Source organism: Pseudomonas sp. GXM4 (assembly GCF_008923895.1).
Classification (GTDB): Bacteria; Pseudomonadota; Gammaproteobacteria; order Pseudomonadales; family Pseudomonadaceae; genus Aquipseudomonas; species Aquipseudomonas atacamensis.
In genome coordinates this window covers 1-21,693 of record NZ_WBRZ01000070.1, presented here as the reverse complement: position 1 = coordinate 21,693, position 21,693 = coordinate 1, and the positions used below count along the sequence as shown (strand labels likewise).

Below are 21,693 nucleotides of genomic sequence, written 5' to 3'. Positions count from 1 at the left end.
CCTCTCCCTCGGGAGAGGGCCAGGGTGAGGGGCAAATCTCAAGTCGAGCGCAATACTCGAAAATTCACCGATCAAGCTCCTCCACCAACCACGGCAAAAGCTCCTCACACGACCCTTCAATCTTCAAATCGAGCAGATCATCCGCCCGGGTCTTGCCCAGATTGATCGCCATCAACGGCTTGCCACGCTCGGCAATCACCCGACACAAGCGAAACGCCGAATACGCCATCAACGACGATCCCACCACCAGCAACCCCGCCGCATTCTCGGCGGCGGCCAGCGCCCGCGCGGCCGTCGGTTGCGCCACGTTCTCGCCGAAAAACACCACATCCGGTTTCATCCGCTCACCCGCGCAATGCGGGCACTGCGGTACCTGAAAGCGCGCTTCAAATGCCGGGTCGAGCAAGGTATCGCCATCCGGCGCCTGCACCGCATCAACACCACTCAGGTAGGGATTGTGTGTCTCCATCTGCTGCTGGATCGTGTCGCGCTCGCTGCGCTGCCCGCAATCCAGGCACAGCACTCGATGCAGGCTGCCGTGCAGTTCGATCACATCGTGGCTGCCGGCCTGATCGTGCAAGGTATCGACGTTCTGCGTGATCAAAGCGCTTATCCGGCCACGCTGTTGCAATGTCGCCAGCGCCTCATGCGCCGCATTCGGTCGGGCCTTTCGCACGCGCGGCCAGCCGAGCATCGCTCGCGCCCAATAACGCCGGCGTGATTCCGGGGCGGCGAGAAACTCCTGATACATCATCGGCTGCCGCCCACGACGCACGCCATCGCTGTCGCGATAGTCCGGAATGCCCGATGGCGTGCTGATGCCGGCGCCGGTCAATATCAGGAATTTATCGTCGGCCATGGCCTGCAACAGCGTATCGAGATGTTCGCGGATCGGGCTATCGAGCATGCTCAGCACTCCAGAATGGGCAGTGCCCGCAGGTTAGCATGCGATCCGCACGGGTTACTTGCGCGCCTCCAGAATCAGATTGAACGGCGTTTGCGTGGCGCGGCGGAACTGCTTGAACCCAGCCTCGACAAAGACTTTGCGCAGGCGCATTTCCCCTGCCTGCGCACCGAGCCCGAGGCCGACTTCCTGGGACAGCGAATTGGGCGTGCAGATAAACGTCGAGGCGGCGTAGAACAGGCGCCCGACCGCGTTGAGATTGTCGTCCAGTTTGTCGTTGGCGAACGGTTCGACCAGCAACACCGTGCCATCATCTTTCAGCGACTCATAAGCGTGGCGAGCGGCGCCGACCGGGTCGCCCATGTCGTGCAGGCAGTCGAAAAAGCAGATCAGGTCGTAGTCGCCGCCGGGATAGTTTTTCGCCGTGCCCTCGAAAAATCCGGCGCGATTGCCCACGCCACCTTCTTCGGCGCGTTGCGTGGCGACGGTGACTGACGGCGCATGGAAGTCGAAGCCGACAAACTGCGATTTCGGAAACGCCTGGGCCATGATCACCGTCGAGGCGCCGTGGCCGCAGCCGATGTCGGCAACTTTGGCGCCGCGTTCCAGCTTCGCCACCACGCCGTCCAGGGCCGGAAGCCATTCGGCAATCAGGTGACCTTTGTAGCCGGGGCGGAAGAAACGTTCGGTGCCGCTGAACATGCACGGATGGTGATCGCCCCACGACAAGGCGCCATTGCCGCGCATGGCCTTGACCAGTTTGTCCTTGTCATGGAAAAACGACGCCACCACGCCGAGACCGCCAGCGACGTACACCGGCGAATCCTCCACGGCCAGCGCCAGTGCCTGTTCTTCAGGCAAGCGAAATTGACCGTCAAGGTGTTCCATATAGCCCGATGCGGCATGGGCGCTGAGCCATTCGCGCACCAGGCGCGGATTGCAGGTGGTTTTGGCTGCGAGGGCTTCGGGGCTGATCGGTTGGCTGTCGGCCATTGCCCGGTACAGACCGAGTTCTTCGCCGACGATGACATTGGCCAGCATCGCCGCGCCGCCCATGTCGTTGACCAGTTTGCCCATGAATTCGTTGAGCTTCGCCTCATTCATCACGTGTGCTCCTGAAACAGGATCACCGTCCGGCGGCGTTGAATGTCGAGGCAGGCGCCACCGGGCGGTGGTCACGGATTGGGGCAGGGCACAGCAGACGTCCTGCGGCCCCCTCGACTGGGTAATGAATGAGTCTAGTCGGTGTTTTTCTCAGCGTGGCAGCGGCAACTTCAGTTCAGCGCACAATCCGCCACCTTCACGATTGCTCAACATAAGCGAGCCACCGAGCGCCAACGCCAATTGCTGGGCGATCGCCAGTCCGAGGCCGGTGCCGCCGGTGTCGCGATTGCGCGAGTTTTCCACGCGGTAGAACGGTTCCAGCACCTGCGCCAGTTCGGCCTCGGCGATGCCCGGGCCGCGATCGAGGACTTTCACCGACAGGCTGTTGCCCTGCGCTTCGACCTGCAATTGCGCGGCGCCGGCGAATTTCAGGGCGTTGTCGGTCAGGTTCACCAGCACCCGGCGCAGGGCCTGCGGGCGGGTTTCGATTACCGCTTTGCTTTTGCCGCCGAGCTGCACGTCCTTGCCCATGTCCTGATAGTCGAAGACCAGGCTGTCGAGGAACGAGTCAAGATCGGTACGCCGGCTCTCCTCGGTGGCGCCGTGCACGCTGCGGGCGTAGGCCACGCCTTCGCGCACCAGATGTTCGATTTCGCCCAGATCGCTGCTCAGTTTGTCTTTCTCGACCGAGTCGTCCATGAATTCTGCGCGCAGTTTCATCCGGGTGATCGGCGTTTGCAGGTCGTGGGAAATCGCCGCGAGCAGTTGCATGCGTTCTTTCAGGTAGGCGGCGATGCGGGTCTGCATGGCGTTGAACGCCCGTGCCGCGTGGACCACTTCGGTCGGCCCGTGCTCGTCGAGCTTGATCGGGTGAGCGTTGGGGTCGAGGGTTTCCACGGCGTTGGCGAGGCGGGTGAGGGGACGGATGGCGATGCGCACGGCGAGCCAGGTGCAGAGGATCAACAATGCCAGTTGGCCGAGCAGCACCACCGGCAACCACGGCGACAACGGCACCATCGCCGGGCGGATATCGATGGTCACCGGGCTGCCGTCGCTCAGGCGCAGGTGGCCCTGGAAGTGTTGTCTCGGACCACCGGGAACTTCGGTAAACACGATTGGATAAGTGTCGCCGATGGCCGCCGTAATTGAGGCAATCGCGACGGACTTTTCAGCCGATGTCACCGGCATGCCCGGTTCGCCCTCATTGAGCAGGTAGCCGTAGTTGCGCCGGGCCAGACGCGGCAGCCAGGCCTCGCGTTCGGCGGCGGGCAGGCGATCGAGGATCGCCATCGACGTCGAGACGTCGGTTTCGAGGTTGCCGAGCATGGTGCTTTTCGCGCTCTGGTAACGCTCGTAATACTGCGCGCCGAACGACAGACCCTGCGCCAGAATCAGCCCGATCAGAAAGATCAGCGACAGGCGCGAGGCGAGGGTGCGCGGCCATTGCAGCTTGAGTTTCATGCCGACGTCCCGAGCAGTTCGACCGGCAGCGAAAACACATAACCTTCACTGCGCACGGTCTTGATATAGGCCGGCTCGCGGGCATCGTCCAGCAGGCGTTGACGCAGGCGACTGACCAGCAGATCAATGGAACGGTCGAACAGATCGGCCTCGCGTCCCTGGGTCAGATTGAGCAGTTGATCGCGGCTGAGCACCCGTTGCGGATGGTCGAGGAACACCCGCAGCAGGCGGTATTCGGCGCCGCTGAGGGCAACCATGGTGCCGTCGCTGTCGAGCAGGTGCCGGGCCGAGGTGTCCAGCTGCCAACGACCGAACGCCAGCAGGCGTCCGGCTTCGGTGACCACCAGGTTCGGCGGCAACATACGCGTGCGGCGCAATACGGCATTGATCCGCGCCAGCAGCTCGCGGGCGGCGAAAGGTTTGGTCAGGTAATCGTCGGCGCCCATTTCCAGACCGATGATGCGGTCGGTTTCATCGTTGCGCGCGGTGAGCATCAGCACCGGCGTGGCCTTGTGTTTGCCTACACGCAATTCGCGGCACAACTGCAGGCCATCGTCGCCGGGCATCATGATGTCGAGCACGATCAGGTCGACGGTGTTGGCGTCAAGGAAGCTGCGCATCTGCCGGCCATCGGCGACCACTGTTGTGCGCAGGCCGTTTTTCTTCAGGTAGTTGCCTACCAGTTCACGGATCTCGCGGTCGTCGTCGACGATGAGAATGTGATCGACATGTTCCATCGGTTCAAGCCTCTGTCAAAGGGGGAATGCCGTGCAGTCTATAGCGCCGTAGACCGCACGCCTGCCTGCCTTTGTATTGCAGTGTATCTGCCGCAGCGGCGGATACACACCGACGCAAAATCACGATTTTTTCGGGGTTTTGTATCGCTCTGTATCTACACACTGCAGGGATACACAACGAGTGATTCTCGTCCTTTCCTGACACAGACGCGATACCTCGAAGGCCTCAAATAGGCTCCATCGAGGCACACACACACCGCCTCGGCTCAAACCCACTGAAGCCTTGAGGACTACACCATGAACAACAAATCCGTATTCGCCGCCTGCCTGTTCGCCGCTCTGAACATCTGCACCCTGTCGGCCCACGCCGAAGCTGACGTCAGCCGGCAAACCTACACCTACGGCACCCATCTGGATATCCAGAAAGTGCTGTCGATGACCGAAGACACCTCGGTGACCTGCGGCATCACCGAGGCGCGCATGACCTACCTCGATTCCGCCGGCAAAACCCGCGAGCTGGATTACAGCAAATTCGCTGACGGCTGCAACAACCAGAACTGAGTCATCCCTACTTTTTCTGCAAGGAGTTTTGCCATGAACAACGTCTCGCGCTTTCTGACCGCAGCAGCCTTCGCCTTCACCGGTGCCGCCGCCCACGCCAACAGTGCTGTGGAGCAGAGCAGTTGCGCCAGCAGCACCTGCTTCCAGCTGACCACCGTGGCGAAGGAGGGCAGCGATGCCTTGATCGCCGCTGACGGCTCCAGCCGCACACCGCAGGGGCAGATGGTCGCCGCTGACGGCTCCAGCCGCACACCGCAGGGCCAGATGGTTGCCGCTGATGGTTCCAGCCGCACACCGCAGGGGCAGATGGTCGCCGCTGACGGATCGAGCCGTACACCGCAAGGCCAGATGGTCGCCGCTAATGGTTCCAGCCGTACACCGCAAGGCCAACTGGTCGCGGAAAACGGTACCAGTCGCACGCCTCAAGGGCAGTTGCTCGACGGCCAGACTGCATGAGCCACGGCGTAAATAAAGCGAGCTAGCGAGGGGCGTTTCCCTCGCTGCCCGGTTGTGTGCCCAGCCCCCATTCCAAGGTGACCCCTTATGTACCTCATTGCATTTCTCGGCGGTCTGCTGACCGTTCTCAGTCCGTGCATCCTGCCGGTGGTGCCGTTTCTGTTCGCTGGCGCCAACCGTACCCGTTCCTCGATCTTCCTGACTCTCGCCGGCATGGCGCTGACCTTTGCGCTGATCTCCAGCCTTGCCGTGGTCAGCAGCGAGTGGGTGATTCAGGCCAGCAACACTGGCCGCCACGTCGCCTTGCTGGTCATGGCCCTGTTCGCCCTGTCGCTGATCTCGGCCCGCGTCGGTGACTGGCTGACCAGGCCGTTTGTTGCGCTCGGCAATCGTCTCGATCAGGACACGCGTAAACGTGCCGGACCGATGGGCTCGATCATGCTCGGTGTCGCCACCGGCCTGTTGTGGGCGCCCTGTGCCGGGCCGATCCTTGGGGTGATTCTGACCGGCGCGATGTTGCAAGGCGCCAATGCCCAGACCAGCCTGTTGCTGCTGGCTTACGGCGTCGGCAGTGCCTTGTCGCTGGGCACGTTGATTTTTGCCGGGCGCGGTCTGATCAATCGGCTGAAACCGTCGATCCCGTTCAGCGGCTGGTTGCGCCGTGGTGCCGGGGTTGCGGTGCTTGCTACGGTCGCGGTGATCTCGACGGGCGCCGACAAAACCCTGCTCGCCAATACGTCTTCGGAGGGCGTGGCCAGCGTCGAGAAAAACGTCCTGGAAAACGTGCCGAAAGTGGTCGACTACTTCGTCAGCAAGGTCCGCGCCGATTCGATGATGGACGAGGCCCGGGGCGCGATGCCGTCGCTGTCGGGCGCTGTGCAATGGCTCAATTCACCGCAGCTCAGCGCCGAATCCCTGCGCGGCAAAGTGGTGCTGGTGGACTTCTGGACCTACGACTGCATCAACTGCCAGCACACCCTGCCGTACGTCAAAGACTGGGCGAAGAAATACGAGAAGGACGGCCTGGTGGTGATCGGCGTGCACACACCCGAGTATGGCTACGAGCGCATCATCAACAACGTCAAGGATCAGGTGAAAAAACTCGGCATCACCTACCCGGTAGCCATCGACAACGACTATGCGATCTGGCGCAACTTCGACAATCAATACTGGCCGGCGCATTACCTGATCGACGCCAAGGGCCAGATGCGTTACAGCCACTTCGGTGAAGGTCGCTATGCCGAGCAGGAGCAGATGATCAAGCAGTTGCTGGAAGAGGCCAAGGCACCGGCCGCCTGAGTGTTTCATGCGCTTGACAAATCTTCACCACTCATCGGCAAAGTGCCCGGTTTACGGGGTTGCCGGACGATTGACAGGGACGCCGGGCAGCCTCGGCGCGATAGTGACCAAGCACGGTCCGCGTCGCAGCCTGTGCTTTCTCTCTGCCACGGAGCTCGCTGTCATGAGTACCCCGATTGATCTCACTGCCCTGAAGGAACGTCAGAAAGTCGCTTGGGCCAGTGGCGACTACGCCGTGATCGGCACGACTTTGCAGATCGTCGGTGAAAGCCTCGCCGAGGCCTGCGATCTGCGCTGTGATGAACAGGTGCTGGATGTCGCCGCCGGTAACGGCAACGCCACCCTGGCAGCGGCGCGGCGCGGTTGTGTGGTGACCTCGACCGATTACGTCGCGGCACTGCTGGAGCGTGGTCAGGATCGCGCCCGGGCCGAACATCTGGAGGTGATTTTTCAGGTGGCCGATGCCGAGGCTTTGCCTTTTCCCGATGAAAGCTACGACGCTGTTTTGTCGACGTTCGGCGTGATGTTCGCGCCTGACCAGGTCAGCGCCGCTAATGAGCTGGGGCGGGTCTGTCGTCGGGGCGGGCGGATTGGTATGGCGAACTGGACGCCGGAGGGCTTCGTCGGGCAGATGTTCAAGATTCTCGGCCAGCATCTGCCACCGCCCGCGATTGCTCAGCCGCCATCGAACTGGGGCTCGGATGCGTGGCTGCACAAGCATTTCGATGATCGCGATTTTGTCGTGCGCGTGACCCGCAGCCACTTCAACTTCCGCTACCGCTCGGCGGCGCATTTCATTGACATCTTTCGCCACTGGTACGGGCCGGTGCACAAGGCTTTTGCGGTGTTGTCGGCGGAGGCCGGGCAGGCGTTGGAGGATGATTTGACAGAGCTGCTCAATCGCTCGAATCGGGCGGGGGAGGCGTCGCTGGTGGTGCCGAGCGAATATCTGGAGGTGGTGATTACCAAGCGCTAGTCCACATCGGATCTCCTGATCGATGAAGATCTCTGTGGGAGCGAGCCTGCTCGCGAAAGCGGTGTGCCAGCCAACCTTTATGTTGATGGAACCACCGCATTCGCGAGCAGGCTCGCTCCCACAGGGGAATGTGCTTATTTCAAATGGCTGCGATCAAACCACTCCAGCGCCGTGCGCCAGATGCAGATCCCCAGAAAATAAGCCGACATCAGCAACCACAAGCCCATTACCAGCGGATTGATCACCGGGTGATTGAGCACCAGCGACAGACTGCACAACAGCCAGATCGCCGTCACCGCGATATTGATTGGCATGAAACGCCGCACGCGAAACGGGTGCAGGAACTTCATCCGCGTCACCGTCAGCAATGCCAGACCGATCACGGTGAGAAAGGTGATCCACGGCCCCGGGCCGATGATGTACAGGCACAGCGCAACCACGTTCCAAGCCGCCGGGAAGCCGACAAAATAGTTGTCCTTGCTCTTCATGTTGACGTTGCAGAAACAGAACAGCGACGACACCAGAATCACCGACACCGTCAGCAACAGGGTGTAATCGGGCAGGGGAATGTAGCGGTAGATAAACAGTGCCGGGATGAATACATAAGTCAGGTAATCGATGACCAGATCAAGGATCGAACCGTCGAAACTCGGCAGCACCGATTGCACATTGACCTTGCGCGCCAGTGCGCCATCGAGGCCGTCGACGATCAGCGCCACGCCCAGCCACATCAGGCAATGAATCGGCTGGTTTTCCAGCAGGGCGAGGGTGGCGAGGAAGGCGGTGACAACGCCAGTCGCGGTAAAACCATGGGCGCCCCATGCTTTGAGCCTGGCGATGTGTACGGTGGATATCACGGGGGCGTTCTCCAGAAAGTGAAGCAAGCCGGGTATCGCCCATCGTCAGAAAGGGCGTCGGCAAACCGGGTCGGGTTGCAGCTATCGACCGGTTTGGCCGGGATAAGGTTCACCACCCATGAATCTTAGCTGGCTCGCGGAAAATTTCTCGGGTGCGATTTCATCGGTGACCCGGCGTCAGCCCAACGGTGCTGGCGCTATGGCTGCGTCGGTCTATCGTTGCCAGACGCAATCAGGCCGGGGCCTCGGAGGATAACGTCATGAATACCAGCGATTTGCTTGAACAACTGCTGCGAGGCCAGGCCTCGGCGGGACAACAGCGTGGCGCTTCGGCCAGTGACGGTCTGGGCGGATTGCTCGGTGGCCTGTTGGGCGGCGGCAGTCAGACTGGAGCGGGTGGTGCGACTGCTTCGGGTGGCCTCGGCGGTCTGGGTGGTTTGCTCGGTGGCCTGCTCGGCGGTGGCGGCTTGGGAAGCGCCCTCGGTGGCAGCAGCCGAAGCCGTTCCGGCGGGACCAATTACGCCGCACTCGCTTCGCTGGGCATGATGGCCTACCAGGCGTACCAAGCCTGGCAACGCAGCCAGGCCAGCAACGCGCCGCAAGAACTGCCACAAACCGCCGACCTGCTCGCCGGCCCGCAAATCGAAACCCACAGCCACGCGGTGCTGCGCGCCCTGATCGCCGCCGCCAAGGCTGACGGCCGCATCGATGAAGCGGAAAAACACCTCATCAGCAGCGAAATCGGCAAACACACCGCCGACCCGCAGTTGCAACAATGGCTCGACGCCGAAGTCGCCAAACCGCTGGATCCCGGGGAAGTGGCGCAATCCGCTGACGGCGATCCTGCCGTAGCCGCCGAAATGTACCTGGCCAGCGTCATGCTGGTAGACGATCAACAGGACGCCGAACGCAGCTATCTCGATGAGCTGGCCGCAGCCTTACAGATCGATCCGGATCTGCAGGTGCATCTGGAACAGCAGGCGAAAGGGCAAGCCTGACCCGCTGTAAAAATCCCTGACACTGCCAGCCCCGGCCGCTCCATCCGTCCGGGGCTTTTTTACCTCGATTGAATTTTTCCGCCGCCGAGTTGCTCTTCTGCATAACAGAACCCGTCTGCCATCGGTGTGCTCATGAACAGGAACCTCGACGATTACAACCGCATGCGTGATTTTTCCGCGACGTCGGAGCCGGCCGCAGTCAAGCGCTCGGGCCGTAAGTCGGCCAAGGATCATGCCTTGCAGTTCTGCATCCAGAAGCACGACGCTTCGCACCTGCATTACGACTTTCGCCTCGAGCTCGACGGCGCCCTGAAGAGCTGGGCGGTGCCGAAGGGGCCGTCGCTGGACCCGTCGGTCAAGCGTCTGGCGATTCATGTCGAGGATCATCCGCTCGATTACGCGACGTTCGAAGGCAGCATTCCCGAGGGGCATTACGGCGCCGGTGATGTGATCGTCTGGGATCGCGGCGTGTGGATTCCGCTGGAGGATCCGCACAAGGCCTATGCCAAGGGGCGGCTCAAGTTCGAGCTGCAAGGCGAGAAGCTCGGCGGCGTGTGGAATCTGGTGCGCACGCACATGCCGGGCAAGAAAGAACAATGGTTCCTGATCAAGCATCAGGACAACGCCGCGCGACCGCAGGATGATTTCGACGTGCTGGTCGCCGAGCCCGACAGCGTGCTCAGCGAGCGCACGATTGTTGGCAAATCGGCGGCTGCCGCCGATAAGGCCAAACCGGTGAAAAAGGCCCCGGCCAAGCCGCGCAAGCAGGCGTCCGGGCAGCTCACCGGCGCGCGCAAGGCCAAGTTGCCGGCACTGATCAAGCCGGAACTGGCGACGCTGGTCGACAGCGCACCCGAAGGGCAGTGGAGCTACGAGATCAAGTTCGACGGCTACCGGATCATGGCGCGGATCGATCACGATGAGGTGCAGCTGTTCACCCGCAATGGCCACGACTGGACGCACAAACTCCCGCAGCAGGCCAAGGCACTGGCGGCGTTGGGTCTGGAATCGGCATGGCTCGACGGTGAAATGGTCGTGGCCAATGAGCAAGGCGTGCCGGATTTTCAGGCGTTGCAGAATGCCTTCGATGCCGGGCGCAGCGGCAACATTGTTTATTACCTGTTCGACGTGCCGTATCTGAATGGCGTCGACCTGCGCGATGTGCCGGTGGAAGAACGCCGCGCCGCGCTGAGCACCATCCTCGGCGCGCAGAAAGAATCCTCAACGCTGCGCTTCTCCGAAGCCTTCGAAGAAACCCCGGACGCGCTGCTCAACAGCGCTTGCCAGATGCAGATGGAAGGCCTGATCGGCAAACGCCTCGGTTCGCCATATGTATCGCGGCGCAGCGGCGACTGGATCAAGCTCAAATGCAAGCATCGCCAGGAATTCGTCATCGTCGGCTACACCGATCCGAAAGGTGCGCGCAGTGCTTTCGGTGCCTTGCTGCTCGGCCTGCACGACCGTGACAGCGGCGAGTTGCGCTATGCCGGCAAGGTCGGCACCGGGTTCAACGAAACCACATTGAAAAGCATCCTCGCCCAACTCAAGCCGTTGCAGACCAAAAGCGCCGCAGTGGTCAATCCACCCAGCGGTTTCGAGGCCAAAGGCGTGCACTGGCTCAAACCCAAACTGCTGGCCGAAGTGGCATTCGCCGAGATGACCAAGGACGGCTCGGTGCGCCACGCCGTGTTCCATGGTTTGCGCGATGACAAACCGGCCAAGGACATTACCGAGGAGCGAGCGAAGCCTGTGAAAGCTGCCAAGTCCGAAAAGACCGAAAAAAACGAAAAAACCGAAAAGGCCAAAACCGCCGAACAGACCAAAACCGCCGACAAGCAGCCGACAAAGAAAACCGCCGCCAGCAAAAAAGCCGAGACCGCACCGTCGCAATCAGGACTGGCCGGCGGCAAGGTACGCATCACCCATCCGGATCGGGTGATTGACGCGGTCAGCGGCACGACCAAAATGCAACTGGCGCAGTACTACGCCAGTGTCGCTGAATACATCCTGCCGCAACTCAAGGATCGCCCCGTGGCGTTGGTGCGTGCACCGGACGGCATTGCCGGCGAATTGTTTTTCCAAAAGAACGCCGAACGCTTGGCTATCCCGGGGATTACTGCACTAGACAAGGACATCACCGGCCAGCCAGTGATGATGATCAACAATCCCGAAGCGCTGGTCGGCGCGGTGCAGATGAGTACCGTCGAGCTGCACACCTGGAACGCGACGAAGGTGGATCTGGACAAGCCTGATCGCTTCGTCCTCGACCTCGACCCGGATCCGGCGCTGCCATGGAAGAGCATGGTTGAAGCCACCGCGCTGACCCTCACTGTGCTAGATGAGCTGGGCCTTAAAGCCTTCCTGAAAACCAGCGGCGGCAAAGGCATTCACCTGGTGGTGCCATTGACCCGCAAGCATGGCTGGGACGAAGTGAAGGACTTCAGCCACGCCATCGTCAGCCACATGGCCAAGTTGCTGCCGGATCGTATTTCAGCGGTGTCCGGGCCGAAAAACCGCGTCGGGCGGATCTTCATCGATTACCTGCGCAACGGCCTCGGCGCCACCACCATTTGCGCCTACGCCGCACGCGCGCGGGAAGGCATGCCGGTGTCGGTGCCGCTGTACCGAGAGGAAGTCGCTGAAATCAAGGGCGGTAATCACTGGAACATCTACAACGTTCACGAGCGTCTGACCGAAGTCGGTGATGAGCCTTGGGCGGACATGAAGAAAACCCGTCAGACCATCACCGCCGAGATGCGCAAACGCGTCGGCATGAAAAAGTGATCAGGTGTCGCGCAGCAAGTCGTGGGCGTTGAGCAGTTCGAAGGCGATTTGCGGGTGGTTTTCCAGGCCCTTGCGAATCGCCGCCGGAATTGCCGCGCGAATCTTGCGACACAGGCCTGGCAGCTCGTCGATCTGAATGGCGATGCCGCGCATGGTGCGGACTTCGTTAAAACCGGGGGCTACGTCGACGCGAATGCCCAACTGCTCGTACATGCGCTGTTGCAGGCGTTTGAGGTCGGCGAGGTCTTTGAGTTGTTCCAAGCGCGCCAGGAGGATTTTTTCCTCGGCACGAGTCAGGCGCAGGATGCGCAAATCCGCGCCGGGCGTTTCCAGCAACGGATCGCGCCCGCAGATGCAGGCGCCGGGAGGGCAGGGTGAGCGCAAGGGCACGGTCGTCGTCATGGCCTCCATCATAGAGGCCGTCGGACATGTTTGCCTATGCGCACTCAGCGGCCGTCCATCGGCCGCTGCGTCCCTCGTGACTACTGCTGCACGCCTTCGTATTGCACGAGAATGGCGTTAGCCAGGTCTTCATCACTGGCGTTCAAGCCAGGGTTGGCCTGACGCACCTGTTGCAGTACCGACTCAAGATAAACCCCACGAATGGCCCCGCCGCTGGCAACGAACGCAGACACGTCGTCACGGGCCGGAATGACCATTTTGTCGTCCTTGAAGGTCGAGTACAGCGACGCGGAGACACCTGCCGAGGTGGCGACGTCACCCGCGTCAACGCGGGCCAGCGCCGAACCGACCGGCAGGCAAAGCATAAGAGAAGAAATCAGGACTAACTTGCGCATGACGTGTTCCTCCACAAGCGCTAAGCAAAAAGGGAAGGGACTACATAACCTCAGAGGTGAACGGCGCGCGGGAGTTCCGTAGGCCGCAAAAACGTAGCGGCGAGGAACCGGGCAAAACCGGCAAGGGTCTACCGCTTGCCTGTATTGCCGAGAATCGACCCATGCTCGTCAGAGTCAGCGACAACGTTGCCCAACCGGCAGATACGCGAATCGAAGCGCTTTTGCTCGCTGGATTTGTCTGCCTGACCATCGCGCTCGGCCTGTTCCCGCGCAGCCGCGTCGACTGGCTATTGGAAAATGTCCTGGCGTTGGCGCTGGTGTTAGCCCTACTGCTGGCGCATCGGCGTTTTCGCCTGTCGACGCTGTCGCTGGGGATGCTCTTCGCCTTTCTGTGCATTCATGAAGTCGGCGCGCATTACACCTATTCGCGGGTGCCGTACGATCAGTGGGGCACGCTGTTGACCGGGGTCAGCGTCAACAAAGTTCTTGGCTTGGAACGCAATCACTATGATCGGCTGGTGCACCTTAGCTATGGATTGCTGCTGGTCTGGCCGATTCGCGAAGTGCTGCTGCGCCTGACGCCGTTGCGTGGCGCGTGGCTGGCGCTGTTGACCCTGAATGTAGTGCTGGCGACGTCGGCGTTGTACGAATTGATCGAATGGATCGGCGGCGCTTACCTGGGCGACGACACTGGCCAAGCCTTCGTCGGTGCGCAGAATGATCCGTGGGATTCGCAGAAGGACATGGCCCTGGCGCTGTTCGGCGCCGGGCTGTCCTTGCTGGTGTTGACGCGCTGGCGTCGAGCGCCGCGCTGAAGGATCAGATCACGCCGCAGGCCATGCGGTCGCCGCCACCGCCCAGTGGCTTGGGCATGTCGGAATGGTTGTCGCCGCCAGCGTGAATCATCAGGGCGTGGCCCTTGATCTCGGAAATTTTCTTCAGGCGCGGCGCCAGCACCGGGTAGTTGGCGACACCATCAGCCGTCACATACACCGCCGGCAGATCGCCCAGATGCCCATCGGCATAAGGGCCAAGGTGCTTGCCGGTTTTCGCCGGATCGAAGTGTCCGCCAGCCGCCAGTGCGGCGCCTTTGACGCCATCCTTCGTGCCCGCTTCGCAGCTGCCGTTTTCATGGACATGGAAACCGTGAATGCCGGCCGGCAACGATTTCAGGTCGGGTGTGAACAGCAGGCCATATGGCGTCTCACTGACTGTTACCGAGCCGATCGCCTGCGGCGCGCCGTCGGCGCTGACCAGATTGATTGCGACTTTCTCCGTTGCTGCCTGTGCGGTGCCGATTGCCAACGTGCCGAGCAGACCAAACCACAGTGCGCGTTTCATAAGCGTTTCCTTCAGCTGCATGAATGTTCGAAGCGCTGGATTGATAGCCTGCCGGGGTTAACCGGCGATGAAGGCATTATCCAGCGGCGCTGCAATGTGTGACCGGGTTCGCGTTTGAAAAGTTTTGCCGGATTCAAGTCGCCGCTGACATCAGCCGATACGCTCTGTGTCGGCAGTTCCCTGCACATAGGCTTAACTGAAATCCGACAAGCGCAATCCAGCGTGCCCACGGGAGATTCCACGGTGTCGATCAAACTGCGTTTGGTGTTGCTGATTGCGACCAGCCTGCTGACGGCGCTGATCGTGAGTCTGGTCAGCTACGTGGGCAATCTGCGGATGGCCACGGCGGTCGGCGATAACACGGTGAGCATGAGCGCGCTGCGCAATCACATGGAAGCGGACATGATGCACGACGCCCTGCGCGCCGATGTCTATTCGGCGATGCTGGTCGGCCTGGGCAAAAGCACCGCCACCGCCACCGAGGTGCGCGATTCGCTCACCGAGCACGCCGGGCATTTTCGTGAAGTGCTGGATGACAACCTGAAGCTGCCGATCAACCCGCAGTTGCGCACGGCGCTGGAGCAGATCAAGCCGAGCCTCGATACCTACATCAAATCCGCCGAGCAGATCGTCGGCGTGGCGCTGGACAATCCGGATGCCGCCCAGCAACAGCTTGGCACGTTCAATACCGCGTTCAGCCAGCTCGAAGAACAGATGGCGGCGCTCAGCGAGTTGATCGAAAGCAACACCCGACAGACCAGCGAAGGCACCGAAGCAGCCATTCGCAATGCCAATCTGGCCCTTGGTGTGGTGCTGATCGCCAGCCTGTTGTTGCTGCTGGTCCAGGGCCGCTGGGTGATGCGCAGCATCCTCGGGCCGCTGCAGTCCGCCAGCCGCATCGCCGAAAGCATTGCCCATGGCAATCTCAGCGAACCGATTATCGAGCCCGCCGGCAAGGACGAAGCCAGCGTTTTGATCCGCACTTTGGCGACCATGCAGCGGGATCTGCGCAACATGATCGACGTGGTCCGGCGCAACGCTCACGGCGTCAGTGGCATGAGCGAGCAGCTCAGCCAGGGCTGCCATCAGGTCGCCGACAGCAGCCAGCAGCAAAGCGTTGCCGCCGGCACCATGGCGGCCGCCGCCAGCCAGATGACTGCGAGCATCGAAGAGATCACCCGCCACGCCGAACGTGCCCTGAGCATGGCCAATCAGGCCGAAAACCTGGCCAAGGAGGGTGGCGGGGTGATTCATCAAGTGGTCAGCGACATGGACGACATCGCCCGCTCGGCACAGCAGTCGGCGCAGGTGATCCGCACGCTGGATCAGGAATCCGAGGCAATCTTCAATATCATTCAGGTGATCAAGAGCATCGCTGACCAGACCAACCTGCTGGCCCTCAATGCTGCGATCGAGGCAGCGCGGGCGGGTGAACAGGGCCGTGGTTTTGCCGTGGTCGCCGATGAAGTGCGCAGTCTGGCCGCACGCACCAGCGCTTCGACCCAGGAAATCGCCGCCATGGTCGCGCGCATCCAGAACAGCACGCGCGAGGCGGTTAGCAGCATGGAGGCGGGCGTGGCGCAGGTCGACAAGGGCATGGCGGTGACGGCGGAAGTCGAGCGGGCGATTCGCGAGATCCTCGATGCGACGCTCAGCACCACGCAACTGGTGAATGACATCACCCGCACGATTGGCGAACAGAGTATGGCCAGCAACGAAATCGCCCATCAGGTGGAAATGATTGCGGGGATGAGCGAGGGCAATAGCCGGGTGATCGGGCAGACGGCGACGACTACCGATGAATTATCGAATCTGGCGGGACAGTTGGCGCAGTCGGTGGATCGGTTTCGGTTGTGATAGCGGTAGGACTGGTGTCTATCACGGCCTTATCGCTGGCAAGCCAGCTCCCACAGGGTCTGATGTTGTGAATGCAACGGTGTGTACACCATCATCCACTGTGGGAGCGGGCTTGCCCGCGATGAGGCCAGCTCGGGCAACACTGAATCAGGCCAATGTTCCCTTAATCAAAACCTGAACGCCTGCCGCCCCACCAACAACCATTTCCCACCCTGTTTCTGCCAGATCTGGAAATTCTCGATCTCGGTCGGAATCACCTCGGTCCCTTTCAACGCCTGTGCGGAGAAGTGGTGGCGCACTAATGCGGTATCGCCGGACATCGTGATGGTCTGCTTTTGCATCTCCAGGGTCTTGAATGCGCTGCGGCCGGTTTCGATGTCGGCGATGAATTCCTGCTTGTCCTGAATCTTGCCGCTGGAGTGGCCGTAGGTCAGGTTCGGCGCGGTCAGAGCGTTCAACTCGGCGATGTCTTTATGCAGCATCGCCTGAGTCAGGTGATCAACTGCTTGGGCGACTTCTCTTTCCGCCGGGGCAGGGGCGGCCATGGCGCAGGCGCTGAAGGCGCAGAACAAACCGATGAGGAGGCGGGATTTGGTCATGTTGTTTCCTTGTTGTTATTGGGTCGGGATGACTGGCTTAGTTCATCAGTCATCGTACAACGTAGCAGGTTATTTTCTGCTTGAACAACGAGCCGTTCGCACTGATTTATCAAGTTGCGATGCGTATCGCGCAAAAAACTTTGCAGGCCGATGCCTGATCACGGTCATGTTTGGTGGCCCATGGCCGATAAGCCCCAGAGCGGAAAAAGACTTTCAAGTCGGGAACAGACGCGCGGGTTCGCCCTGACGTGATATTCTCCGCGCCAAATTTGCTTTGACCTAATTCGGTTGGCTGGCCTTTCGGGCGGGCCGACGGGATCCCTGTCGCTCAAGCAGCTGAAGCCAATAACGATAAGAAGTCAGTTCAGAAGGGACATTTACTGAGGTCGATGCCACATATCGGCCTTGTGTGCCCACCCGTCAATATTGAAGTGTGCCGGATTGCGCGACGCCAGCCTGAGCGTCAGCAAAGCGCAACGCAGACTGATAACAACGACGGGCGGAAGGCGTTTTATCATAGGTGCAACAGATGTTTAAGAAAGTGAACACAGCCTTGCTCGGTCTGGCTCTGGCGATGGGGATGTCGTCTGCCAATGCTGCCGAAGCCAAGAAAGTTGACGTCCTGCTGATCGGCGGCGGCATCATGAGCACCACCCTGGGTGTGTGGATCAATGAGCTGGAACCGACCTGGTCGATGGAAATGGTCGAGCGCCTCGATGGCGTCGCCCTGGAAAGCTCCAACGGCTGGAACAACGCCGGTACCGGTCACTCGGCTCTTGCCGAGCTGAACTACACCCCGGAAGACGACAAGGGCAACGTAACGATCCCGAAAGCTGTCGAGATCAACGAAGCGTTCCAGGTTTCCCGTCAGTTCTGGGCCTGGCAGGTTCAGCAGGGCGTGCTGAAGAACCCTCGCTCGTTCATCAACACCACACCGCACATGAGCTTCGTGTGGGGCGATGACAACATCAAGTTCCTGAAAAAGCGCTACGAAGCCCTGCAGGCGAGCCCGCTCTTCGCCGGCATGCAGTACTCCGAAGACCCGGCTGTGATCAAGAAGTGGGTACCGCTGATGATGGAAGGGCGTGACCCGAACCAGAAAATCGCGGCCACCTGGAGCCCGCTGGGTACGGACATGAACTTCGGCGAAATCACCCGCCAGTTCGCCGCTCACCTGCAAACCAAACCAAACTTCGATCTGAAACTGTCGAGCGAAGTCGAAGACATCACCAAGAACGCCGATGGCACCTGGCGTGTGAGCTACAAAAACCTCAAGGACGGCAGCAAGACCGAAACCGACGCCAAGTTCGTGTTCATCGGCGCTGGCGGCGGTGCTCTGCACCTGCTGCAGAAGTCGGGCATTCCTGAAGCCAAGGAATACGCAGGCTTCCCGGTTGGCGGCTCGTTCCTGGTGACCGAGAACCCGACGATTGCCGAGCAACACCTGGCCAAGGCCTACGGCAAGGCTTCGGTTGGCGCGCCACCGATGTCGGTTCCGCACCTGGACACCCGTGTTCTGGATGGCAAGCGCGTCATTCTGTTTGGCCCGTTCGCGACCTTCAGCACCAAGTTCCTCAAGGAAGGTTCGTACTTCGACCTGCTGACCAGCACCACCACCCACAACATCTGGCCAATGACCAAGGTCGGCATCAAGGAATACCCGCTGGTCGAGTACCTTGCCGGTCAGTTGGTGCTGTCGGATGAAGACCGTCTGAACGCGCTGAAGGAATACTTCCCGAACGCCAAAGCCGAAGACTGGCGCCTGTGGCAAGCCGGCCAGCGCGTGCAAATCATCAAGCGTGATGAAGCCGCTGGTGGCGTGCTGAAGCTGGGCACCGAGATCGTTGCTTCGCAAGACGGCTCGATCGCCGGCCTGCTGGGCGCATCGCCAGGCGCGTCGACCGCTGCACCGATCATGCTGAGCGTGCTGCAGAAAGTCTTCAAAGACAAAGTCGCAACCCCTGAGTGGCAGACCAAGCTGCACCAGATCGTGCCGAGCTATGGCACCCAGCTGAACAGCGATCCGGCCAAAGTGGCTGCAGAGTGGGCTTACACCGCGAAAATCCTCGAACTGCCGACGCCTCCAGCGATCGGTCAGGTAGCTGCTCCGGCGGCACCTGCGGCTGACAAAGCCGTAGCGCCGAAGGAAAACGCTGCACGTGACATGGCTCTGTAAGCAGAACCCTGACACACAAAACCCACTGAACCGGCGACGGTCAGTGGGTTTTTTTATGCAGGGTGGATTCAGGCTTTTGCAGACGGGAGATAAGCACCGAGTCGCCGACCCATTTCTTCGCCCAGTGCCTGCAACCCGCTCAGCGGCCGCACCATCACTTCGAACTCGACAATCTTGCCGTGCTCATCGAAGCGAATCATGTCGATGCCCTTGAGTTCCTTGCTGCCGACCCTGGCGCTGAATTCGAGAATCACATTCAGGCCATCCGCCGTCGCCAACTCGCGGTGATAGGCGAAATCTTCGAAGACTTCGAACACGGTGTTGAGGATCATCGCCACCACCGGCGCGCCGGGGTAGGGCGTATGGGCCATGGGCGAGCGGAACACAGCTTGCGGATCGAGCAATTCGGGCAGGGCTTTGAGATTGCCGCTGCGGATCATCGCGTGCCAGCGCTCAAGGGACGCGGCGACGTTGGGCTGCAAGGCGAGGTCGGGCATGGTCACTCCGGTTTTTATTGTTGTTGGTCGGCAATGACTGTAGATCAACCGCGTCGAAAGTGGATCCTCAAGTCTCAGCCTGAATACCGCTTGATGCCCGAAGCGGATCAGATGCGCATCTGATCCGTATTTTTCTGTTTCATCTGCCTCTGTATTCAGTACAGCCACAGGCTCAGAATGCCCCGGCAGTGCGGCCAATCACCCTCCGACCTCATCCCGCAGCGTCCGGTGCACCGCACACCCAGCCTCAAGGAGCGCAACATGTACAAGATGGCGATTTTTCTCGGCGGCTTTCTGACCTTGACCATTCTGATCGGCGTGCTGGCGACGATCTCTCCAGTCTGATCCGCACGCAGCTTTTTCGAACTCTGCCGATCTCCTGCTTTCAGTTGCAGAACAGGGCCAGCACGCGCCCGTCACTGACAGTTCGAGGAGTGAAACATGCGTACGACAACCTCACAGGGACGTTGGGTTCCCATAGGTTTGATGGTCGCCGCGTTGACCGGTTGCGCCATGAGCAACACCGATTCGCCGGTGCAGACGCCCGGCCAGGCCAAGGCGTCCGACACGGAAATGCTCGAAGTCGGCGCGCAGTGGTTGCAGGACAAGCCGCCAATTCGCGCGTTGAACATGTACCTCGATGGTTTCCATTTTTACAACGGTCATCCCGGCGCGCAGATGGAAGCGCACCACTACTGCTCGGCGCTCAACGAAGAAGTGTTCCAGTGCGTGATCTACGACGGCAACACCGCTGAAGCCAAACTGATGGGCGTCGAATACATCATCAGCCAGCGCCTGTTCACGCAATTGCCGGCAATAGAGAAAGCCCTGTGGCACAGCCACGCTCACGAAGTCAGTTCTGGCCAGTTGGTCGCGCCGGGCATTCCGCAAGTGGCAGAAACGCGCTTGATGGAAAAACTCGCCAATACCTACGGCAAGACCTGGCACACCTGGCACACCGATCAGGACAAGCAACTGCCGCTGGGCGTGCCGCAGCTGATGATGGGCTTTACCGCTGACGGTCAGGCCGATGCGCAAATGGTCCGCCAGCGCGATCAGCGTCTGGGCATTGATAGCGCCGAAAAGAAAAAGGCCCGCGCCGAGATCAAACCGGCGCCTGTCGCAACGGGGGCTGATGCGTGGCAGAAGGGTAATGTCATCCAGCTCAACGACCCGACCGGCCATCAACACGTCATGCCGCGCCCGGCCACGGCAAGCGATGAGAATGCTCGGAGTCAGCCGTGATTTACGGCGCGCCGAACAGCATCGTCCAGTAAACGCCGTCGTCGCTGCGCGCTTCGCTGGCGAAGCCGGCGCCGACCTGAGTGAACATCGGGTTCATCAGGTTCGCGCAGTGGCCCGGGCTGGCCAGCCAGCCGGCCATGGCTTTGCCTGGTGAGCTTTGCCCGGCAGCGATATTTTCCCCGACCTGGCGGCCGCGATAACCGGCAGCACGGGCGCGGTCGGCCGGCATGTCACCGTCGGGATCGCGGTGGGCGAAATAATTGCCGTAAGCCATGGCTTTGCTGTGGCCCTGAGCCGCTGCGCCGAGGGCGGCGTTCCAGCTCAACGGCCGCGCGGCGGCAAAGCGCTGGCGGCCACACATACGCGGCCGGGCGCGGGCGGCGTTGACCTCGGCGAGCAGCGCCTTGCCGACGCTGCGGTTGTCACCGACGCGGCTGTCGAGCACCGGTTGCGCCAGCACCACCTGCCATTGATTGCGCGAATGGCTGACGCCGATGTCGGCGTAGTTCGCATCCAGCAAGGCGCCGCAATAATCGCTCTGCAACTGATCGAAGGCCTCGTCGGCGTCTTCGGCTCCGATAATGCGGATGCTGCGCACCGTGATTGCTGAATAGCCGGAAGACTTCAACGCCTCGCGCATGCCGCCGCCGTAGCGATAGCCGATCGGCAAGGCCAGATTCGATTTCAAAGCCAAAGGCGCCAGACGCTGCGCAGGGCGGCGGTCGCAGCGTTGCGGATGGGCGCGGTAATCATTGATGGCGGCCACCAGTTCGCGCTCTGCACTGGCGTGGGCGGATTCAGTGAAAAAGGGGAACAGGCTCAGCAGGCACAGCGAAACGAAGCGAGACGAACGAACGGCGTGGCGCATGGGACGGACAGCTCTGAAAGGGGACAGCGCTAGAGTGAGGGAGCCGTGTGTGGCGGCGCGGATAGGACTGGGTTTTTTGGACTTGGTTCAGTGGCGGCAAATGCAATTGAATTGCTGTTGTTCGAACCGCTGCCTTCGCGAGCAGGCTCGCTCCCACATCGCGCTTACGGCGTACT

Annotated in this window: 22 protein-coding genes and 1 pseudogene; 12 read left to right on the top strand and 11 right to left on the bottom strand. The window is 61.0% G+C overall.

All coding sequences use genetic code 11. From position 1 onward, the window contains the following. Nucleotides 1-64: 64 nt before the first annotated feature. The 4 genes from F8N49_RS11690 to F8N49_RS11675 all read right to left on the bottom strand — a co-directional run bounded on the left by F8N49_RS11690 (nt 65) and on the right by F8N49_RS11675 (nt 4,206). Nucleotides 65-907 carry an NAD-dependent protein deacetylase gene (locus tag F8N49_RS11690; protein WP_122691889.1) on the bottom strand — a complete coding sequence of 281 codons (843 nt, stop codon included), beginning with the start codon at nt 905-907 and terminating at the stop codon, nt 65-67. A 54-nt stretch (nt 908-961) separates the two neighbouring features. After that, nucleotides 962-2,008, bottom strand: a complete 1,047-nt coding sequence (locus F8N49_RS11685) for a class I SAM-dependent methyltransferase (protein ID WP_151551510.1) — start codon at nt 2,006-2,008, stop codon at nt 962-964. A 150-nt stretch (nt 2,009-2,158) separates the two neighbouring features. Continuing rightward, nucleotides 2,159-3,469, bottom strand: coding sequence for a HAMP domain-containing sensor histidine kinase (locus F8N49_RS11680; RefSeq protein ID WP_122508009.1), 1,311 nt, complete (start codon nt 3,467-3,469; stop codon nt 2,159-2,161). After that, on the bottom strand, nt 3,466-4,206 hold the full coding sequence (locus tag F8N49_RS11675; protein ID WP_151551508.1) for a response regulator: 741 nt from the start codon (nt 4,204-4,206) through the stop codon (nt 3,466-3,468). The genes F8N49_RS11680 and F8N49_RS11675 overlap by 4 nt, the downstream gene beginning before the upstream one ends. 297 nt (nt 4,207-4,503) lie before the next feature. On the opposite strand from F8N49_RS11675, the gene F8N49_RS11670 reads away from it, so the two are divergent. The 4 genes from F8N49_RS11670 (at nt 4,504) to F8N49_RS11655 (ending at nt 7,498) form a co-directional block, all read left to right on the top strand. Beyond that, nucleotides 4,504-4,767: a DUF2790 domain-containing protein gene (locus F8N49_RS11670; protein ID WP_016775158.1), complete on the top strand. Its 264-nt coding sequence runs from the start codon at nt 4,504-4,506 to the stop codon at nt 4,765-4,767. Nucleotides 4,768-4,800: 33 nt separating this feature from the next. After that, nucleotides 4,801-5,223, top strand: coding sequence for a hypothetical protein (locus F8N49_RS11665; protein WP_151551506.1), 423 nt, complete (start codon nt 4,801-4,803; stop codon nt 5,221-5,223). An 87-nt stretch (nt 5,224-5,310) separates the two neighbouring features. Further along, nucleotides 5,311-6,522 (top strand): cytochrome c biogenesis protein DipZ, encoded by a 1,212-nt coding sequence (locus F8N49_RS11660; protein ID WP_151551504.1) that lies wholly within the window; start codon nt 5,311-5,313, stop codon nt 6,520-6,522. A gap of 163 nt (nt 6,523-6,685) precedes the next feature. Beyond that, nucleotides 6,686-7,498 (top strand): class I SAM-dependent methyltransferase, encoded by an 813-nt coding sequence (locus tag F8N49_RS11655; RefSeq protein WP_151551502.1) that lies wholly within the window; start codon nt 6,686-6,688, stop codon nt 7,496-7,498. 134 nt (nt 7,499-7,632) lie between these two features. On the opposite strand, the gene pcsA is transcribed toward F8N49_RS11655, so the two are convergent. Continuing rightward, nucleotides 7,633-8,355 (bottom strand): phosphatidylcholine synthase, encoded by a 723-nt coding sequence (pcsA, locus tag F8N49_RS11645; RefSeq protein ID WP_016775154.1) that lies wholly within the window; start codon nt 8,353-8,355, stop codon nt 7,633-7,635. A gap of 260 nt (nt 8,356-8,615) precedes the next feature. On the opposite strand from pcsA, the gene F8N49_RS11640 reads away from it, so the two are divergent. Together F8N49_RS11640 and ligD are read left to right on the top strand one after the other, a co-directional pair. Further along, nucleotides 8,616-9,353, top strand: a complete 738-nt coding sequence (locus F8N49_RS11640) for a tellurite resistance TerB family protein (RefSeq protein ID WP_151551500.1) — start codon at nt 8,616-8,618, stop codon at nt 9,351-9,353. A gap of 132 nt (nt 9,354-9,485) precedes the next feature. Beyond that, complete coding sequence (gene ligD, locus F8N49_RS11635) at nt 9,486-12,137, top strand: DNA ligase D (RefSeq protein WP_151551498.1); 2,652 nt, start codon at nt 9,486-9,488, stop codon at nt 12,135-12,137. Here ligD and F8N49_RS11630 read toward each other — a convergent pair whose 3' ends face one another. Next, complete coding sequence (locus F8N49_RS11630; RefSeq protein ID WP_178116965.1) at nt 12,138-12,539, bottom strand: hypothetical protein; 402 nt, start codon at nt 12,537-12,539, stop codon at nt 12,138-12,140. Between the two features lie 80 nt (nt 12,540-12,619). Beyond that, nucleotides 12,620-12,934 carry a DUF2388 domain-containing protein gene (locus F8N49_RS11625; protein ID WP_016775151.1) on the bottom strand — a complete coding sequence of 105 codons (315 nt, stop codon included), beginning with the start codon at nt 12,932-12,934 and terminating at the stop codon, nt 12,620-12,622. Nucleotides 12,935-13,095: 161 nt separating this feature from the next. Between F8N49_RS11625 and F8N49_RS11620 the strand changes: the two genes are divergently transcribed. Beyond that, nucleotides 13,096-13,749 carry a DUF2238 domain-containing protein gene (locus F8N49_RS11620; RefSeq protein ID WP_151551493.1) on the top strand — a complete coding sequence of 218 codons (654 nt, stop codon included), beginning with the start codon at nt 13,096-13,098 and terminating at the stop codon, nt 13,747-13,749. Between the two features lie 4 nt (nt 13,750-13,753). On the opposite strand, the gene sodC is transcribed toward F8N49_RS11620, so the two are convergent. Continuing rightward, nucleotides 13,754-14,275 (bottom strand): superoxide dismutase family protein, encoded by a 522-nt coding sequence (gene sodC, locus F8N49_RS11615; RefSeq protein WP_016775149.1) that lies wholly within the window; start codon nt 14,273-14,275, stop codon nt 13,754-13,756. A gap of 222 nt (nt 14,276-14,497) precedes the next feature. Here sodC and F8N49_RS28590 point away from each other — a divergent pair. Together F8N49_RS28590 and F8N49_RS28585 are read left to right on the top strand one after the other, a co-directional pair. After that, nucleotides 14,498-15,274, top strand: a pseudogene (locus F8N49_RS28590) (MCP four helix bundle domain-containing protein); the annotation flags it as partial. Continuing rightward, nucleotides 15,269-16,132: a methyl-accepting chemotaxis protein gene (locus F8N49_RS28585; RefSeq protein ID WP_371915139.1), complete on the top strand. Its 864-nt coding sequence runs from the start codon at nt 15,269-15,271 to the stop codon at nt 16,130-16,132. The pseudogene F8N49_RS28590 and the gene F8N49_RS28585, both read left to right, overlap by 6 nt. A 167-nt stretch (nt 16,133-16,299) precedes the next feature. Here F8N49_RS28585 and F8N49_RS11605 read toward each other — a convergent pair whose 3' ends face one another. Beyond that, complete coding sequence (locus tag F8N49_RS11605; RefSeq protein WP_016775147.1) at nt 16,300-16,731, bottom strand: nuclear transport factor 2 family protein; 432 nt, start codon at nt 16,729-16,731, stop codon at nt 16,300-16,302. A 529-nt stretch (nt 16,732-17,260) separates the two neighbouring features. On the opposite strand from F8N49_RS11605, the gene mqo reads away from it, so the two are divergent. Beyond that, nucleotides 17,261-18,907, top strand: a complete 1,647-nt coding sequence (gene mqo / locus F8N49_RS11600) for a malate dehydrogenase (quinone) (RefSeq protein WP_151551488.1) — start codon at nt 17,261-17,263, stop codon at nt 18,905-18,907. A gap of 68 nt (nt 18,908-18,975) precedes the next feature. Here mqo and F8N49_RS11595 read toward each other — a convergent pair whose 3' ends face one another. After that, nucleotides 18,976-19,404, bottom strand: a complete 429-nt coding sequence (locus F8N49_RS11595; protein ID WP_151551486.1) for a nuclear transport factor 2 family protein — start codon at nt 19,402-19,404, stop codon at nt 18,976-18,978. A 177-nt stretch (nt 19,405-19,581) separates the two neighbouring features. Between F8N49_RS11595 and F8N49_RS27895 the strand changes: the two genes are divergently transcribed. Both F8N49_RS27895 and F8N49_RS11585 read left to right on the top strand, forming a co-directional pair. Beyond that, nucleotides 19,582-19,749 carry a hypothetical protein gene (locus tag F8N49_RS27895; protein WP_024013301.1) on the top strand — a complete coding sequence of 56 codons (168 nt, stop codon included), beginning with the start codon at nt 19,582-19,584 and terminating at the stop codon, nt 19,747-19,749. Between the two features lie 96 nt (nt 19,750-19,845). Next, on the top strand, nt 19,846-20,649 hold the full coding sequence (locus F8N49_RS11585) for an OBAP family protein (protein WP_122751044.1): 804 nt from the start codon (nt 19,846-19,848) through the stop codon (nt 20,647-20,649). A gap of 1 nt (nt 20,650) precedes the next feature. On the opposite strand, the gene F8N49_RS11580 is transcribed toward F8N49_RS11585, so the two are convergent. Further along, complete coding sequence (locus F8N49_RS11580) at nt 20,651-21,517, bottom strand: CAP domain-containing protein (protein ID WP_110645578.1); 867 nt, start codon at nt 21,515-21,517, stop codon at nt 20,651-20,653. Nucleotides 21,518-21,693: the final 176 nt, after the last annotated feature.

Excerpts from the sequence above, each read along its gene's own strand:
- F8N49_RS28585 (WP_371915139.1), top strand. The coding sequence starts at position 15,269 with ATGCAGCGGGATCTGCGCAACATGATCGACGTGGTCCGGCGCAACGCT.
- F8N49_RS11680 (WP_122508009.1), bottom strand. The coding sequence starts at position 3,469 with ATGAAACTCAAGCTGCAATGGCCGCGCACCCTCGCCTCGCGCCTGTCG.
- F8N49_RS11630 (WP_178116965.1), bottom strand. The coding sequence starts at position 12,539 with ATGACGACGACCGTGCCCTTGCGCTCACCCTGCCCTCCCGGCGCCTGC.
- mqo (WP_151551488.1), top strand. The coding sequence starts at position 17,261 with ATGTTTAAGAAAGTGAACACAGCCTTGCTCGGTCTGGCTCTGGCGATG.
- F8N49_RS11685 (WP_151551510.1), bottom strand. The coding sequence starts at position 2,008 with ATGAATGAGGCGAAGCTCAACGAATTCATGGGCAAACTGGTCAACGAC.
- F8N49_RS11670 (WP_016775158.1), top strand. The coding sequence starts at position 4,504 with ATGAACAACAAATCCGTATTCGCCGCCTGCCTGTTCGCCGCTCTGAAC.
- F8N49_RS11595 (WP_151551486.1), bottom strand. The coding sequence starts at position 19,404 with ATGCCCGACCTCGCCTTGCAGCCCAACGTCGCCGCGTCCCTTGAGCGC.
- F8N49_RS11665 (WP_151551506.1), top strand. The coding sequence starts at position 4,801 with ATGAACAACGTCTCGCGCTTTCTGACCGCAGCAGCCTTCGCCTTCACC.
- F8N49_RS11660 (WP_151551504.1), top strand. The coding sequence starts at position 5,311 with ATGTACCTCATTGCATTTCTCGGCGGTCTGCTGACCGTTCTCAGTCCG.
- F8N49_RS11625 (WP_016775151.1), bottom strand. The coding sequence starts at position 12,934 with ATGCGCAAGTTAGTCCTGATTTCTTCTCTTATGCTTTGCCTGCCGGTC.
- F8N49_RS11585 (WP_122751044.1), top strand. The coding sequence starts at position 19,846 with ATGCGTACGACAACCTCACAGGGACGTTGGGTTCCCATAGGTTTGATG.
- F8N49_RS11690 (WP_122691889.1), bottom strand. The coding sequence starts at position 907 with ATGCTCGATAGCCCGATCCGCGAACATCTCGATACGCTGTTGCAGGCC.
- sodC (WP_016775149.1), bottom strand. The coding sequence starts at position 14,275 with ATGAAACGCGCACTGTGGTTTGGTCTGCTCGGCACGTTGGCAATCGGC.
- F8N49_RS27895 (WP_024013301.1), top strand. The coding sequence starts at position 19,582 with ATGCCCCGGCAGTGCGGCCAATCACCCTCCGACCTCATCCCGCAGCGT.
- F8N49_RS11620 (WP_151551493.1), top strand. The coding sequence starts at position 13,096 with ATGCTCGTCAGAGTCAGCGACAACGTTGCCCAACCGGCAGATACGCGA.
- ligD (WP_151551498.1), top strand. The coding sequence starts at position 9,486 with ATGAACAGGAACCTCGACGATTACAACCGCATGCGTGATTTTTCCGCG.
- F8N49_RS11580 (WP_110645578.1), bottom strand. The coding sequence starts at position 21,517 with ATGCGCCACGCCGTTCGTTCGTCTCGCTTCGTTTCGCTGTGCCTGCTG.
- F8N49_RS11675 (WP_151551508.1), bottom strand. The coding sequence starts at position 4,206 with ATGGAACATGTCGATCACATTCTCATCGTCGACGACGACCGCGAGATC.
- F8N49_RS11640 (WP_151551500.1), top strand. The coding sequence starts at position 8,616 with ATGAATACCAGCGATTTGCTTGAACAACTGCTGCGAGGCCAGGCCTCG.
- F8N49_RS11605 (WP_016775147.1), bottom strand. The coding sequence starts at position 16,731 with ATGACCAAATCCCGCCTCCTCATCGGTTTGTTCTGCGCCTTCAGCGCC.
- F8N49_RS11655 (WP_151551502.1), top strand. The coding sequence starts at position 6,686 with ATGAGTACCCCGATTGATCTCACTGCCCTGAAGGAACGTCAGAAAGTC.